The following is a 14,975-nucleotide window of genomic DNA, read 5'->3' on the forward strand; positions in this document are numbered from 1 at the left end:
GGCCGGGGATGCGGTAGAACTTAACCATGAGCGTACGTACACCCGACCCGTATCCAGGCTGGCTTTCCGACGAAGACCTCTTCGAAGCCCGCGGCCGCCTTCCCATGGTCTACGTGGAGGCAGTCCCCGTTCGCCTGGATCCGCTCGGGTACGTCAATGAAGTCGGTTCCCTCCTGCAGGGCGACGCCGACGGCAACATGGTTCGCTACCTCGTCTCCGGCCGCGTCCTTTACCGTGAAACCATTCGCGCAGCCCTTCTGCGGCATATGGAAAAGGACCTCGGCCCCCTCGCCTTCCCGCAGCTGCCCATCAGCCCCGTTCCCTTCACCGTGGCCGAATACTTCCCCGCGCCGTCCCAGACAGGATTCACCGACGACCGCCAACACGCGGTGTCGCTGGTCTTCATCATCCCCGTCACCGGCGAATGCGAACCGCGCCAGGACGCCTTGGAACTCACCTGGATGACGCCACGGGAAGTCCTGAGTGACGATGTTCAACAGGAGTTCGAGGGCGGCCGCGGCAACCTGGTGCGCCAGGCGCTGGCTTTCTCGGGCATCGTCCTATAGCTCGGGCATAGTCCTTTAGTTCGGCATCGTCCTTTAGCGGGTCCCGCGTCCTGCGGCGGCTGGAGTTTGTAGACTGGACGGCGGACCGCAAGAGAACCAAAGGACTTCCGATGACTCACAGCCCAGCCTCACAGCAATACCGCGAAAAGCAGGCTGGGGACCTGCAACCCGGAGACTTTGTGTTCCTGCCCGGAGACGGGCCTGCCGAGGAAATTGCTGCCGTGGAGGTGGAAAAGGACGATTATGGCGTTGCCGCCCTGCTGGTGGTGACAACGGTCGACGGCGGCACCGTGCGGATCGCTGCCGGCTCCAGTGTGCCGGTGGGTGATGGAGCTTCGGCCGGCTTGGCCGCGCCCGAATCCGCCGCAGTCGGCCTGGCTGGTTCTGAAGCCGACGGCTCCAGCACCTCCATGGAAGGCGAAGCCGAAGTGGAGGCGGGTTCCGCCGTCGTCGTTCCCCCACGCCCGGAAACGCCGCCTGTAGTCGCCACGCCGGCCCCCGAAGAACTCGCGCTGATCCCCGAGCCGGCCGGAACGCCTGAAGCCGTGGTGCGGGCCGCCGTCGCCAATCACAAGGGCAAGAACGGCGTTCAGGTGCTCGCCGAAAGGCTGGCGAAGGGCATCAACACCAAATCCGGCAGCTGCCTCCGGGACCTCAGTAACCTCGCGTTCGATCTCTGCATCGTGCTGCGCGATCCTGACAACGCCCTGGCGGTGGCTGATCTCCTGAACGTGCTGCCCTTTGACGGCAACCCCGACCGCTGGGCGTCGATCGAACGCGCCCTGGCGCTCTCCAGCTTCATCTGCCGGGAGGGCGGACAAACTGAACGCGCGGCCGTGTACGAGAAATTGCTGCGCGCCCACGAGTCGGAGGAAACGGACCCTTTCAAGGCCCGAATCGCCGCGAAGGTCCGCCAACGCGCCCTGAACGAACCGAATTTGTACGACAAGGAAATCTTCCGTGCGATCGATAACGGCAATCATGAAGCCGAGCGCGAATGGCGGTTCCTCCGCCTTGAGTCGTTGCTGTTCCTGGGTGCACACGGTGGATCCGAGACACTGGGAGAAGAGGAACTGGGCCGGCGCATCGGCATCGAACTGGATGCCGTGCGGGCCTGAATGAGCGGTGTCCTGATTCGTCCGCCTAGTCCCGGCACTTCTAAACTTCAAGACCTGTTTTAGAGACGCGAACGGCGGTAGATTCGGGGCCATGACGAACAATCTGAGCGTTGTGGTTAATGCCGACGCGCAGCAGGTTTGGACAATGCTGCGTGAACCCTCGCTGGTGGCTCAATGGCACGGATGGGAAGCCGATGACCTCGCCGACGAAATTAAGCAGATCTACTTCCACCCGGATGTGGAGGAAAATCCCGATCACACCAAGCTGACTGTGCATGGCGGGGATGAGTTCGAGCTCCACCCTGTTTCCGGCGGCACCGAAGTCAAAGTCACGCGCGCCGCGCTGGACCACGATTCCGAGTGGGCGGAATGGGACGAGGACATCACGCAGGGCTGGCTTACCTTCCTGCAACAACTCCGTTTCGCCCTTGAGAGACACCCGCACGGTCAACGGCGAACCCACTTCGTATCGCTTCCAGGCAGTGGTGGGCCGGCTATCGAGAAGTTGGGGCTGGGCGATCTTCCGCCCATCGGCGATGACTACTCCCTTACGCTCGGAACCGGCGAGAAGATCTCCGGCCGCGTGTGGTTCAAGAGCCGTCACCAGGTGGGCCTCACCGTGCACAGCTACGCAGAGCACGGCGATGGGCTGCTGATCGTTGCAGAGCAGCTGCCGATCCCCGATAAAAGGCCCGACGGCGGTTCCATGGTGATTGCCTCCACCTACGATTTGGGGGCTCACACCTTGGCGGATATCAGGTCCTCCTGGGATAACTGGAAGGCTGAGAACTACAGCTCCTAGGACGGGTTCCGCAGGTTACCCGGGGTAAAGCTGGCACACTTGGTAGCGTGCCAGCTTCCGCTTTCCTGCCCTCGTCTCCTCCGTCCACTGCCTTGCCGGGTCTTTCTTCACGGCAATCCGGGTTCTCCTTTTCGGTGGGCCAGCGCCTGGCTGAAACGTGTTCGCCGTCGGACGCCTTGATCGAAGCCAACGGCGGCACTTTCCTGGGCCGGACCGGAACCATCACCACGCCGCACGGAACCATCCAGACGCCCGCGTTCATCGCCGTCGGGACCAAAGCAACAGTCAAGGCCGTGCTGCCGGAGTCGATTGCCGGGCTCGGCGCGCAGGCAGTGCTTGCCAACGCCTACCACCTGTACCTGCAGCCGGGCCCTGAGATCCTCGACGCCGCTGGCGGGCTGGGCGCGTTCATGAATTGGTCCGGACCGACGTTTACGGATTCCGGCGGATTCCAGGTGATGAGCCTGGGCTCGGGGTTCAAGAAGGTCATTGACATGAAGAATGTGGACACCTCCGGCCCCGATGACGCGGTGGCGCCCGGCAAGGAACGGCTGGCGCACATTGATGACGACGGCGTGTGGTTCAAGTCTCACCTCAACGGGGACCGGCGCCGCTTCTCCCCCGAGATCTCCATGCAGGTCCAGCATCAGATCGGCGCTGACATCATGTTCGCGTTCGACGAGCTGACCACGTTGCAGAACTCCCGGGCCTACCAAGAGGAATCGCTGGAGCGGACCCGGCTCTGGGCTTTGAGGTGCTTGGAAGAGCACGCTCGTTTGACTTCCGCTCGGGTGGGGAAGCCGTACCAGGCACTGTTCGGGGTGATCCAGGGCGCGCAGTACGAGGATCTGCGCCGAAAGGCCTGCAGGGATCTCGGTGCCATGCCGTTTGACGGGTACGGGATTGGCGGTGCCTTGGAAAAGGAGAACCTGGGCACCATCGTGCGGTGGTGCAATGAGGAACTTCCTGAGAACAAGCCGCGGCACCTGCTGGGCATTTCCGAGCCGGACGACATCTTCACGGCAATCGAGAACGGGGCCGACACGTTCGACTGCGTCTCCCCTACCCGCGTGGCACGGAACTCCGCGTTCTATACGCCCTCCGGTCGGTTCAACCTGTCCGGTGCCCGCTATAAGGCCGATTTCGGACCCCTGCAGGATGGCTGCGACTGCTACACCTGCGGAAACTATTCGCGCGCGTACATCCACCACCTGTACAAGGCCAAGGAAATGCTCTCGGCAACGCTGATCTCCATCCACAACGAGCGCTTCGTGGTGAAAATGGTGGACGATGCACGGTTGGCCATCGAGTCCGGGGATTTCTTCGAGTTCAAGGCAGAGACGCTGGGCCGGTACTACTCGTAGCTTGGGCTGTATCGCATCGAGATCGCCGGAAACGTGCGTGGACGTCTGGGAACTTCCAACGAACTGGCACGGCTCCGGCGATCTCGGCAAACTTAGGCCGCGACCGGCCCGTAGCTCGGCTCGCGCTTCTTGATGTAGCCAACCACCAGCACTGTGATCGGCACGAACAGGAACTCCACGGCTGTCTTGTAGACAAAGCCCACCAGGACATAGTTGGCGAACATGCCGAAGTCGGTGATGCCAATGACCGAGGCCGCGATGCTGCAGAAGATCAGGGTGTCCACGAATTCGCCCACAACGGATGAACCCATGAGCCGTGCCCACAAGGTCTTCTCGCCCGTGCGCTCCTTCATTTTCACCAGGATCCAGGAGTTGATGGTCTGACCGGCGAGGAAGGCCAAGAGTGAAGCGAGCACGATCTGCGGGACGGGACCGAGCGCGCCTTCGATAGCTGCCTGCTTGGCGGTTCCATACTCATCCGTGAAACCCGGCAGCACGATGATCACCCAGTAGCAGAGCGAAGCGAAGACTGAGAGAGCGAACGAGGTAATGATGGCCTTGCGCGCCACCTTGAAGCCGTAAACCTCACTCATGACGTCGCCCAGAATGTAGGCGAGCGGGAACAGGAAGAATCCGCCATCGGTGATGATCGGACCAAGCACGACGCCCTTGGATGCGCCGATATTGGACAGGATCAGCACCACGGCCATGATGGCGAGCATGATGCCAAAGTACGGGGATCCGATCGAGGCGAAGCGGGGTGCAGGCTTGCTCAAGGTGCTGGAGCCGGAAGGCGAGGGCATGGGTCATCCATTTCGTAGTGGTTCGCACGGGCGCTGTTGGTTCAGGCACCCTGCTGTATTAGCACTGTGGTTGGTGGGGGCTCGGCCCAACACCAGCTTTATTGTCCCACCCACCAACGCTCTCTCACATCCTGACCCGTTTCCGCGGATCTTCTCTCACATCCGTTGGGGTTTCGGCGGACGAACTCTCACATCCAACGGGGTTTCGGCGGATGATCTATCACATCCAGCCAACTCTTCGGCGATCATTTCTGAACGCGTTCAAATTCGGGGGTATACTCAATATTGAACGCGTTCAAAACTTGGTTCAAGGAGTAGCGCCATGGCAGCAAAAAGCGAACAGACCCGGCAGCTTGTAGCCGACGTCGCACTGAAAATGTTCCGCGAAATCGGCTTCGAGAAGACCACCATGCGTGCCATCGCACAGGAGGCAGAAGTTTCCGTCGGCAATGCCTACTACTACTTCGCCTCCAAGGATGAACTCGTCCAGGAGCTGTACATCCAAGTCCAGAACGAGCATGCGGAGGTTGCGGCACAGGTCCTCAACGACGTCCACGATCTCGCCGGTCGGCTGAAAGCCGTGCTGCACACCGGCGTCGACGTCATGGCGCCCTATCACCAGTTCGGCTCAGATTTCATCGCGACTGCAATCCGGCCGACGTCGCCAGTCAACCCATTCGGCGAGGCGTCCAACGCCGCCCGCGAGGCTTCGCTGGCGATCTTCCGGTCCGCCGTCGACGGTTCCTCCCCCGCCGTCGCCAAAAAACTGCGCGAAGATCTACCGGAGCTGCTGTGGCTTGCCTATATGGGTGTCGCGCTTTTCTGGGTTTACGACAAATCCGAGGGCCAACGGCGCACGCGGAAACTGATCGACGGCGCCGCGCCCCTGGTAGCGCGGGGGTTGTCGCTCGCGAAGATTCCCGGCGTCAGCAAGGTATTTGACGACGTTCTGGGACTCGTCCGCAGCGTGAAGGAAGGCTCGTGATGCCGCACACAGTGGTCCTTGCGGGCGCTACCGGCTTCCTTGGCAGTTACTTCAAGCATCGCTTTGTTAATGAAGGTTGGCAGGTTCGGACGGTCGGGCGGGATGCTTCAACTGATGCTCCATGGAACGACGACGGCGCCATCGCCAAGGTGCTGAACGGCGCCGAACTGCTGGTGAACCTCGCCGGACGATCTGTGAATTGCCGCTACAACGACCGGAACCGCCAGGAGATCGTGGACTCCCGGGTTTTGACAACTCGTGTCCTGGGCCGTGCCGTTGCTCGATGCGCCGATCCGCCTGGGACATGGATCAACGCCAGCACTGGCACCATCTATCGACACGCGGAGGACCGTTCACAATCTGAAGGATCGGGCGTGCTGGGCAGCGGGTTCTCTGTAGACGTGGCCCGTGCGTGGGAGGACGAGTTGGCTGCTGCCAATGTTCCGGACACTCGAAAGGTTCCGCTTCGCATTGCGATCGTCCTCGGTCCGGGCGGCGGCGTGATGACTCCCCTGCGGAATCTGGCCCGGCTTGGTTTGGGTGGGCAGATGGGGCCGGGCACGCAGAAGTTCAGCTGGATCCATGTGGAGGATCTGTTCCGCGCAGTGGTGTTTGTCCACGGGCAGCCTGCACTCACGGGTCCAGTAAACGCAGCAACGCCGTATGCCGTGGATAACCGCGAACTGATGTCGCTGGTTCGGCAAAGTATGGGTGTCCCGTTTGGCATCCCGACGCCAGCTTGGCTGCTCGAAGCAGGAGCGCTCCTCATCCGGACACAGACGGAACTGGTGTTGAAGAGCCGGTGGGTCGAACCCCGGAAGTTGGTCGATGCCGGTTTCAACTTCACGTATCCAGCTCTTGCCGGTGCACTCAACGCGATCGCAAGGGGCAAGTGATGAGTCTGACCGCCCCTTCGGGGGTCTGGACCTACGGGCCAAAGGATCGAGTGGTTTTGGGCTGGAAGGCCTTGGTGATAGGCATCTTGATCTCACACCTGGTGTTCGGCATCCTCTTTGCCCTATCAAACCCAACATGGGGCGTCGTTTTGTTCGTCTTCAGCGCCCCACCAGCTTGGGCAATCGGTGCCGCGGTGGGCTCACTCTTGGGCTTGGCGCTGCGACGCATCCGAAACCAATGGATTCACGTCGCAGCATTCTTCACGACCGCGGCACTAATGTGTGTCCCCTTCGGAGGTTTTTGGAGTCCCACAGCATGGGCCTTTCCGTTGAGCATTGCCGTCGCAGCCGGAATCGCGCGCCTCTCCATTTGGAAAATCGTCCGCATCAACGACGCACCTTCTCTCACATAATTACCGCCTCCCCAGAACGTTCTCTCACATCCCGACGCCTTCCGGGCAACGTTCTCTCACATCCCGCAGCGCGCGAGGGATCATCGGCGCCGTGATCTTGTGCCTAGGTAGCGGCGAACCCTTTTCGCGTATTCCGCATAGGGTCGCCCAAAGGCCTCCAACAGCGCAGCCTCTTCGCGCAGTACACCCCTGTGATCCACAAGCATTCCGATCGGCAATGTCACGAGCACCCACGATGAACCGGCGAGCGTCCCCACGCCCAAATGGATGAGCCACCACCCCACGTACATAGGATGGCGGGTCAATGCATAAGGGCCGCTTGTTACGAGCTCCCCAGGCCTCTCCAAATCGAAAGTGCCCGTCGAGCGGCGGTCTCGTTCAGCCAAGGCCCAGGCATTCAGCCCACCGCCAATCGCCAGCAGACCGGAACCCACCATCCTGTGAAGCGCGTGGGACCCCGGCAACGGCCAGGGGCTGGCCCTTCCGAGAAGGACCATCATGGTCACTCCGGTCACTTGGCCCGGAGGAAGGGGCAGGTTGCCGAATAACCTCCTCAACGTCAGCCGAGGGCCCGGGGATGGCTGAGAAAAAGTCGCCATGTCTGAACAGTAACCCCGCGATCCGCTCTTGTCCGCAGCAAGGAAACAGGACGTGACAAAGAATCCGCCGAATGCGGTCAGCATGTGACAGAGCATCCGCCGAAACCGAACAGGACCTGATAGAGCATCCGCCGAAACCGATCAGGACCTGATAGAGCATCCGCCGAAAGGCCAAAGGATGTGAGAGAGCATCCGGGGGGACCACAGCGCAACGGTGGGATCAAAACAATGCCGCACCCCGCCGTCGTGCGTCAGGGCGTTCAGGGCGTTCAGCGCCTGAAACCTAAGGAAGTGTTAGGAAATGGCCTCCGACGTTGGCTGTGCCGTGCATCACCAATAGTTTGGATTATGTCCTCTTCACCCACGGAGGACCTTTCTTAGTCGACGAAGAGCCATGCGCAAGGACGCCATGAGCAAGAGCTTCATGGACAGAACGAACTCATGCAAGACACGGCTGCCATCGCAGGCGCCGTCCAGGAAGGTTCATTGATGAGCACCCAACAAGTTGCGCCCCTCAGCGAGGCCGCACAGACACGCAAGGCCGTGAGCAACATCCTCAAAGGCTCCGCGGGCAACCTCGTGGAGTGGTTCGATCTCTACGTCTATACGGTTTTCGCGGCATATTTCCAGTCGCACTTCTTCAACTCCTCGGACGATCTGCAGGCTGGCCTTGAGGCGATGGCTGTCTTCTCGACGTCGTTCCTCATGCGTCCGATCGGCAGCTGGTTCTTCGGCCGTTACGCTGACCGCAAGGGGCGCAAGGCCGCGCTGACCCTCAGCGTGACCATGATGTCGGCCGGTTCGTTTGCCATCGCGATCCTGCCAACCCAGGACGTGATTGGGCTCTGGGCACTGATCCTGCTGGTCTTCATCCGGGTGGTGCAGGGCTTCTCGGTCGGCGGCGAATACGGCACCAGCGCCACCTACATGTCCGAGGCTGCGACTGCCAAGCGCCGCGGCTTCTTCTCCAGCTTCCAGTACGTAACACTCATTGGTGGGCAGATGCTGGCCCTCTTGGTACTCGTGATCCTGCAGAACACCATGAGCAAGGAAGACCTGACGGCCTGGGGCTGGCGAATTCCTTTCGCGATTGGTGGCGTAGCTGCGTTGGTTGTCCTCTGGCTTCGCCGTTCCATGGAAGAAACGCTTTCCGCCGATCAGCTCCGCGCCGCCCACGTGAAGGTTGAAGGCGAGGCACAGCCGGGGACAATGAAGCTGCTGTTCACCAAGCACTGGAAGCCGCTGCTCATCTGCATTGGCATCACGCTGGGTGGCACCGTGGCGTTCTACACGTACACCAACTTCATCCTGAAGTTCATGAACGATACGTCCGGCATCGCCAAGACCGATACCTCTGTTATCAACTTCTGGGCCTTGTTCATCTTCATGTTGCTTCAGCCGGTCTATGGCCTGATTTCGGACAAGATCGGCCGCAAACCGCTGCTGATTTGGTTCGGCGTTACGGGCGTACTGTTCACGTGGCCGCTGCTCTCCACGCTGTCCGGAACCAAGGATCCGTTCATGGCGTTCCTGCTCATGCTCGGCGGCCTGCTCATGGTGGGCGGCTACACCTCGATCAATGCGCTGGTGAAGGCTGAGCTGTTCCCGGCATCGATCCGTGCCCTGGGTGTTGGGCTGGGATACGCAATCGCGAACTCGCTGTTCGGTGGCACGGTTCCGCTGATTGGCGCCGCTCTGCAGAAGGCCGGGCAGGTGGACATGTTCTTCACCTACGTGACTGCCGCGGTCTTCATCTCGTTGCTGGTGTACATCTTCGCGCTGAAGAACAAGAAGGCCACGCACTTGGACGCCGAGCAGGGAAGCGCGTTCGCCGCGAAGGGCTCTGATTCGCGCGGCGCCGACGAGGACAAGAAGGACCTCGCCAACGCCTGAACCAGCTGGCTTGTGAGGCCCGTTCTGCGCTCTTTGGTCACTCCGAGGGGCGTAGAGCGGGCCTCACAACGTTAAGCAGGCGCGGGATGTGAGAGAACATCCTGCCAAAGGGCGCGGGATGTGAGAGAACGTCCTGCCAAAGGGGTCGGGATGTGAGAGAACGTCCGACGGCGGATGGGGAACCGAGGGCGCGGGGGCGCTGGAAGGCGGATCCGGCAGGAAGGGAGTAATCTCCAAGACGGACCATCGGGCCTCCGACCGTCCAATCAAGCAATCAACCAATCAACCCCGTCCAGCCATCGGGCCCAAAACCATCAACAAACCAAGCGGCAAAGGATCACACAGTGCACGTGCTCATCGTCGAAGATGACGACGCCATGGCGTCCGCTTTGAGCGCTGCCGTTGCATCCGCCGGCCACAAAACCACCAGGGTGTCCCGCGGCGAGGACGCACTCCTGGGGCATCGGCACCACGAAGTGATCCTGCTCGATCTCGGTTTGCCGGACTTGGACGGCCTTGACGTCCTACGGAAACTGCGACAGGTCACGCAAGTCCCCATCCTGATCCTCACGGCGCGCGACGACGAACGAAGCGTGGTCCTGGGTCTTCGTTCCGGAGCAGATGACTACCTTGTGAAGCCCGTGAAGCTCGTGGAATTGCTGGCAAGGATCGAAGCAGTGACGCGTCGTACCAATCGTGCCGGGCAAGCGGCACCCCACAGCATCGTGGTGGGAGAGGTCAGCGTGGACCTCGACCGCAGGACGGCATCTGTTGGCGAAAGGGAACTCTCACTGACCGCAACAGAGTTCGAACTCCTCAGCCTCCTGGCAAGGAATGCGGGATCAGTGGTGACCAGGGAACAGATCCTCGATGCCCTCTGGGGTGACGCTTTCCTCGCAAATTCCCGGTCCCTCGACGTGCACCTCACCGGTCTCCGGTCCAAGCTCCAACTACCTGGCTTCATCATCAACGTCCGCGGGGTCGGTTACCGCGTCGAGCAGCCGTGAAAATCCGTGTCCTGGCCATCCTGAGCGTGATCGCAGTGCTCATAGTGGTCACCGTGTCCAGCGTGATCCTGACGTCGGCCAGCAGGGAGCTCACGCAGGAACTCCAGATCAACCGCGTGACGTCATTGAACCGATTCGCCCAGCTCGCCAATGACGCTTCGCTGGACAATGACACCACCCAGCTGCAACGCGAAATGGACCGCTATTCCGAGCTCTACGGCGAGGGGATCCTGATCCGCCTGCAGCAGCAGACAGTCCGCTCGGGCAATCTCAGCGAGGACCGGGCCGAAGTCAGTGACGCACTGAACCGGGCCAGCCTCAACCTCAGCGACACCACGCTCAGCCCTCTAAGGCCCTTCGGATCCGGGACGGAGGTTATCTCGAGGTCCTTCGGCACAGCCAGCCAGGTGCTTGGCGAGGCCGTCCTTGAAGTCAATCCCGAAGCGGCCCGGCAGAAACTACGGGAGCGGTGGCTCGTCGTCGGGCTTGCCGCAGTGGCACTCGGAGCGCTCCTCCTGTTCGGAGCTGCCCGCATCACCGCCTGGGTTCTGCGGCCGGTCCATCGCCTGAGCAACGCCGTCCACGAACTTGAGACGACGGGCAAGACAAGCCATCTTCCCGACGCCGGTCCGCCCGAGCTGCGGGAGCTGAGCCGTTCGTTCACCGCTATGGCCAACACTGTCACCGCGAGCATCGATTCGCAGCGCCAATTGATCGCTGACACGTCGCACGAATTACGGAATCCAGTGGGTGCCTTGCGGCTCCGGATCGATCTGCTGCAACTGGCACTGAAGTCAGAGCCTGAAAAAGCCGCCGCAGCCGGCGTGGTTACTGAGCTTGAGCGCGTGGAGGCAATTCTCGACGGCGTGCTGAAGCTGGCGACGGCGGAACACCGCGCTTTCGAGGGCTCGGCGCGCGTGCAGCAGGAAGCCGAGCACAAACACCACACCGTCATCGATCCCTTCCCAATCCTGCAAGGAGAGGTGGAGCGGGCGATGCCAGCTGCCGAACGCGCCAATTCGACGATCACGCTGGCCCAGCCGGAACAACCGCTCCACCTCGCCTGCAATCCGGATGAGTTGGCGCATATGGTGGGTGAGCTTTTGGCCAACGCGATCAAGTACGCTCCCGCCGCCCGGATCACTGTGGCAATGAAGCGGACGCGAGGAGGGGTCGCCGTCGAGATTTCCGATGACGGTCCCGGGCTGTCCGCCGAGCAGCGCGCTGCGTCCACAACGCGGTTCTGGCGCGCGCCGCAGCACAGCAAGATCGCAGGCAACGGCCTGGGCATGACGATCGTGGACCGTCTGGCGCATGCGAACGACGCCGAGCTTGTGCTTGAGGGAAGAGAACCGCACGGATTGACGGCCCGGCTTGAATTCCAGGCAGCGCCCGGAGGCCGGGATGGATAGCAGGAACGTGGCAAGGCGCGCTGTACTCAGAGCCGGACTGTCAGCTGGTTTGGCTGGACTTCTGCTGCCGGTATTCACCTCCTGTTCCGGCGAGGAGAAGCCGCAAAAGCTAACGGTCGCCGGCGGTGAACCAGGGGGCTTTTACCTGGAGTTCGCAACCTTGTTCGCGGAATTGCTTCAACGCGAGGGTGTGGCCGAAACCGCTGTGCCCCTGACTACTGGCGGTAGCCTGGAGAACATCCGGCGGGTGTTGTCCGGCGAGGCGACGTTCGCCGTCGCCCTCGCGGACGCAGCCGCCCAGGCTGCGGCCACCCGGCTGCCCGGCGGGAATCTTGTGGCGCTCGGAAAGGTGTACCAAAACTATGTCCACTGCATCGTGCGCGAGGACAGCACTCTCCGGTCCTTCGCCGACCTGGCTGGGAAGACTGCCGGTGTTGGCGAAGTAGGCTCGGGGACATCGCTGACCGTTCCGCGCATCATCTCCGCAGCCCCTGCAGGCATGGGCCTCAGGCAGGTGAATCTCGGCCTGAACCAAGGGTTGGCCGCCTTGCGGGACGGGTCCATTGATGCCCTGTTCTGGTCCGGCGGCGTGCCAACCGCTGCCATCGCATCAACCGCCAATGATATTGGCCTTCGGCTGATCGACCTCTCCGAGCACATCAAGGCCATGCGCGAACAATTCGGCGTTTTCTATGATCGCGTCCTGATCCCCGCGAAAAGCTACGGGGACGCCGATGCAACATGGACCGTGGGCGTGGCCAACCTGCTCCTTTGCCGCAGCGACCTCGCTGACCACCTGGTTTCGGAGTCCGTGAAACTCCTGGTGGAACGGGCTCAGGACCTGGTCCCGAAGACGAGTACCGGAGTCCAGTTCCTCAGTCCTGAGACGCTCATCAACACCGCCGGTGTGCCCCTTCACCCAGCCGCTGAGGCATCCTACCGCCGCTTGCACGGCTAAGGGCTACGTGCGCCGCCGCCCTAACGGCGCGGGCGAAATCGGCTAGCCGGGCCGAAATCGGCTCCCCGACGGGCAGCTGGCAGGATGTAAGACATGACTTCAGCCGTAGCCCCTGCCATTGCACTGACCATCGCCGGCTCCGAAGCGACCGGCGGCGCCGGCGCGCAGGCCGACCTCAAGACCTTCCAGGAACTGGGGGTTTTCGGCATCGCGAACCTCACGTGCATTGTGTCCTTCGATCCCCAAGACAACTGGAACCACCGCTTTGTCCCTGTTGACCAGCAAGTGATCGCGGACCAATTGGAAGCGACGACGGCGGCCTACGGTGCCGCTTCCGGCGCACCTTCGGTTCTGGATACGGTAAAGATCGGCATGCTCGGAAGCCCTGCAACGATCAGCACTGTTGAGCAGGCGTTGGCTGGCGGCCTTTTCGCGAACGTGGTCCTGGACCCGGTCCTGATCTGCAAAGGACAGGAGCCTGGCCACGCCTTGGACACTGACCAGGCCTTGAAAGCGCAGATCCTGCCTCTGGCGACGTTCGTGACACCCAACCATTTCGAGGCCGAATCGCTCTCCGGCCTTCAGATCACGGATGAGGAAAGCCTCAAGGCCGCTGCGATCCGCATCCACGAAATCAGCGGCGCAGTAGTCCTCGCCAAAGGTGGAGTGCGGCTGGAAGGCCCGGACGCCGTCGACGTTTACTACGACGGCGAAACGCTGGAAGTCCTGCGCGCTCCGAAGGTGGGCGAAGTTCCTGTGTCCGGCGCCGGCTGCTCACTGGCCGCAGCTGTGACCGCCGAACTGGCCAAGGGTGCCACGCCGTTGGAAGCGGCGCGAACCGCGAAGGCGTTCGTGACGGCCGGTATCGCGAACCGTGTGGCGTCGGGTGCTCCGTTTGATGCCCTGTGGCAGGGCGGATCCCGCTAGCGCGAGACCTTGCCCATGAGCGAGGCTATCGGGCGCAGGAACAGCGGGCGGGCCAGGAACCAAGCGGCCGCAGTAAGGACGATTGAGGCGGCGAAGATCCCGAAGCCCCACCAGCTGTAATCGTTGTTGGAGGCGTACATGTGGTTCAGGTTGTTCAGCGCACCGGTAGCCAGTACCAGAGTGACGTGGACGATCACGAACGCCACGAAGTAGATCATCACCGGGAAGTGGATCTTGCGTGCGAGCTCGATCGGGTAGAACTTGTTGATCGCAGCTTTCTTGGGCCATGCGTTGGATGTGCGCAGCCCCGAGATGATAGCCAGCGGGGCGGCGATGAATACCGTGGCGAAGTAGGTCAGCAGCTGCAGGCTGTTGTAGTTGTTCCAGCCATTCTCAACGGGCCAGTTCAGCGAGGCGTACTGCAAAGCGGCGGAGAGGGCGTTGGGGATAACATCCCAACTGGTGGGGACGATCCGCAGCCATTGGCCGGTTGCGAACAGCAGGACGATGAAAATGATGCCGTTCAGGACCCAAAGGGCATCCAAGGTGAGGTGGAACCAAAGATCAAGGCTGATCTTTGTTGGCGGGTTCTTGGTCTTGATAAAGCCTTTGTTGTTCCGGGTCCAGTTCGCGGCGGGTCGCGTGGTGGTGCGGACCTGCCAGCCGGATCGGATGATCAGGACCAGGAAGAACATGTTGAGGAAGTGTTGCCAGCCGAGCCAGGCAGGGAAACCCGTGGGGGTTCCTTCAGGAATGGCGGCATGTCCGGGGTAGTCCACAAGGAACTGCTGCACAGGCTGCAAGGACCTGAGCCACTGCGCGATGAGCACCAGGATCAGCGCCACCACCAAAGCTATGGCGGTAACGACGACGGGTTTGAACCACCTGTTCGACGTGATCCCGGACGACTTGCTTGAAACGGACATCAGGCCGCGTTCCTCTCTGGCTTTGTTTGGCGTGCGACCAGTTGGCGCTCTCTCATAGCGATTCAACCAGTTGCAGCGCGACGGTAAAAACGGCACCCGGGTTTCGGGGCGTTTGACGTCAAAAATCGCAGCATTCGGATACATACCGCAATACATATTTCTAGAACAAGCTTCCAGGATTATTTCCTGTAGATGATTGGTGGTCAAGGGGTTGATTGCTGGAGGTTCCAGATCTGGTGAAGGTACGATTCCAGAAAACAGCCCGTCCGACACTCCGGCAAAGTCCGTGTCAGCGAAAGGAGCACC

Annotated in this window: 15 protein-coding genes; 12 read left to right on the forward strand and 3 right to left on the reverse strand. The window is 61.5% G+C overall.

Going from position 1 to position 14,975, the window contains the following annotated elements; all coding sequences use genetic code 11:
* Window positions 1-26: 26 nt before the first annotated feature.
* The 4 genes from ABIE18_RS01080 to tgt all read left to right on the forward strand — a co-directional run bounded on the left by ABIE18_RS01080 (window position 27) and on the right by tgt (window position 3,850).
* Complete coding sequence (locus ABIE18_RS01080; RefSeq protein ID WP_224094275.1) at window positions 27-566, forward strand: NUDIX hydrolase family protein; 540 nt, start codon at window positions 27-29, stop codon at window positions 564-566.
* Window positions 567-676: 110 nt separating this feature from the next.
* Window positions 677-1,684: a DUF6707 family protein gene (locus ABIE18_RS01085; protein ID WP_499720789.1), complete on the forward strand. Its 1,008-nt coding sequence runs from the start codon at window positions 677-679 to the stop codon at window positions 1,682-1,684.
* Window positions 1,685-1,775: 91 nt separating this feature from the next.
* Window positions 1,776-2,486, forward strand: coding sequence for an SRPBCC family protein (locus tag ABIE18_RS01090; RefSeq protein ID WP_477514431.1), 711 nt, complete (start codon window positions 1,776-1,778; stop codon window positions 2,484-2,486).
* Window positions 2,487-2,533: 47 nt separating this feature from the next.
* Window positions 2,534-3,850, forward strand: coding sequence for a tRNA guanosine(34) transglycosylase Tgt (gene tgt / locus ABIE18_RS01095; RefSeq protein WP_499720790.1), 1,317 nt, complete (start codon window positions 2,534-2,536; stop codon window positions 3,848-3,850).
* Between the two features lie 92 nt (window positions 3,851-3,942).
* Here the strand turns inward: tgt and ABIE18_RS01100 are convergent, their stop codons facing one another.
* Window positions 3,943-4,653, reverse strand: a complete 711-nt coding sequence (locus ABIE18_RS01100; protein ID WP_224166404.1) for a queuosine precursor transporter — start codon at window positions 4,651-4,653, stop codon at window positions 3,943-3,945.
* Window positions 4,654-4,975: 322 nt separating this feature from the next.
* On the opposite strand from ABIE18_RS01100, the gene ABIE18_RS01105 reads away from it, so the two are divergent.
* The 3 genes from ABIE18_RS01105 to ABIE18_RS01115 are packed head-to-tail and all read left to right on the forward strand — an operon-like array spanning window position 4,976 to window position 6,947.
* Entirely contained in the window at window positions 4,976-5,638 is a 663-nt protein-coding gene (locus ABIE18_RS01105; RefSeq protein WP_499720791.1) for a TetR/AcrR family transcriptional regulator, read from the forward strand.
* Window positions 5,635-6,534 carry a TIGR01777 family oxidoreductase gene (locus ABIE18_RS01110; protein WP_499720792.1) on the forward strand — a complete coding sequence of 300 codons (900 nt, stop codon included), beginning with the start codon at window positions 5,635-5,637 and terminating at the stop codon, window positions 6,532-6,534. The genes ABIE18_RS01105 and ABIE18_RS01110 overlap by 4 nt, the downstream gene beginning before the upstream one ends.
* Window positions 6,534-6,947, forward strand: a complete 414-nt coding sequence (locus tag ABIE18_RS01115) for a hypothetical protein (protein WP_499720793.1) — start codon at window positions 6,534-6,536, stop codon at window positions 6,945-6,947. The genes ABIE18_RS01110 and ABIE18_RS01115 overlap by 1 nt, the downstream gene beginning before the upstream one ends.
* An 80-nt stretch (window positions 6,948-7,027) precedes the next feature.
* Here the strand turns inward: ABIE18_RS01115 and ABIE18_RS01120 are convergent, their stop codons facing one another.
* Complete coding sequence (locus tag ABIE18_RS01120) at window positions 7,028-7,642, reverse strand: methyltransferase family protein (RefSeq protein WP_499720794.1); 615 nt, start codon at window positions 7,640-7,642, stop codon at window positions 7,028-7,030.
* 393 nt (window positions 7,643-8,035) lie between these two features.
* Here ABIE18_RS01120 and ABIE18_RS01125 point away from each other — a divergent pair, with 393 nt between their 5' ends.
* The 5 genes from ABIE18_RS01125 (at window position 8,036) to ABIE18_RS01145 (ending at window position 13,743) form a co-directional block, all read left to right on the forward strand.
* A complete protein-coding gene (locus ABIE18_RS01125) occupies window positions 8,036-9,439 on the forward strand; it encodes an MFS transporter (RefSeq protein WP_499720795.1) in 1,404 nt (467 codons plus the stop codon).
* Window positions 9,440-9,783: 344 nt separating this feature from the next.
* Window positions 9,784-10,446, forward strand: a complete 663-nt coding sequence (locus ABIE18_RS01130) for a response regulator transcription factor (protein ID WP_499720796.1) — start codon at window positions 9,784-9,786, stop codon at window positions 10,444-10,446.
* Complete coding sequence (locus ABIE18_RS01135; RefSeq protein ID WP_499720797.1) at window positions 10,443-11,858, forward strand: sensor histidine kinase; 1,416 nt, start codon at window positions 10,443-10,445, stop codon at window positions 11,856-11,858. Before ABIE18_RS01130 ends, ABIE18_RS01135 begins: the two co-directional genes overlap by 4 nt.
* Window positions 11,851-12,816 carry a TAXI family TRAP transporter solute-binding subunit gene (locus ABIE18_RS01140; protein ID WP_499720798.1) on the forward strand — a complete coding sequence of 322 codons (966 nt, stop codon included), beginning with the start codon at window positions 11,851-11,853 and terminating at the stop codon, window positions 12,814-12,816. Before ABIE18_RS01135 ends, ABIE18_RS01140 begins: the two co-directional genes overlap by 8 nt.
* Before the next feature lie 93 nt (window positions 12,817-12,909).
* The gene (locus ABIE18_RS01145) at window positions 12,910-13,743 is read left to right on the forward strand and encodes a hydroxymethylpyrimidine/phosphomethylpyrimidine kinase (RefSeq protein ID WP_499720799.1); all 834 of its coding nucleotides are present in this window, start codon (window positions 12,910-12,912) and stop codon (window positions 13,741-13,743) included.
* Here the strand turns inward: ABIE18_RS01145 and ABIE18_RS01150 are convergent.
* A complete protein-coding gene (locus tag ABIE18_RS01150; RefSeq protein WP_499720800.1) occupies window positions 13,740-14,669 on the reverse strand; it encodes a cytochrome b/b6 domain-containing protein in 930 nt (309 codons plus the stop codon). The two genes, ABIE18_RS01145 and ABIE18_RS01150, sit on opposite strands and share 4 nt — an antisense overlap.
* Between the last annotated feature and the right edge of the window lie 306 nt (window positions 14,670-14,975).

The organism is Arthrobacter sp. 2762 (assembly GCF_040548745.1).
GTDB lineage: Bacteria > Actinomycetota > Actinomycetes > Actinomycetales > Micrococcaceae > Arthrobacter.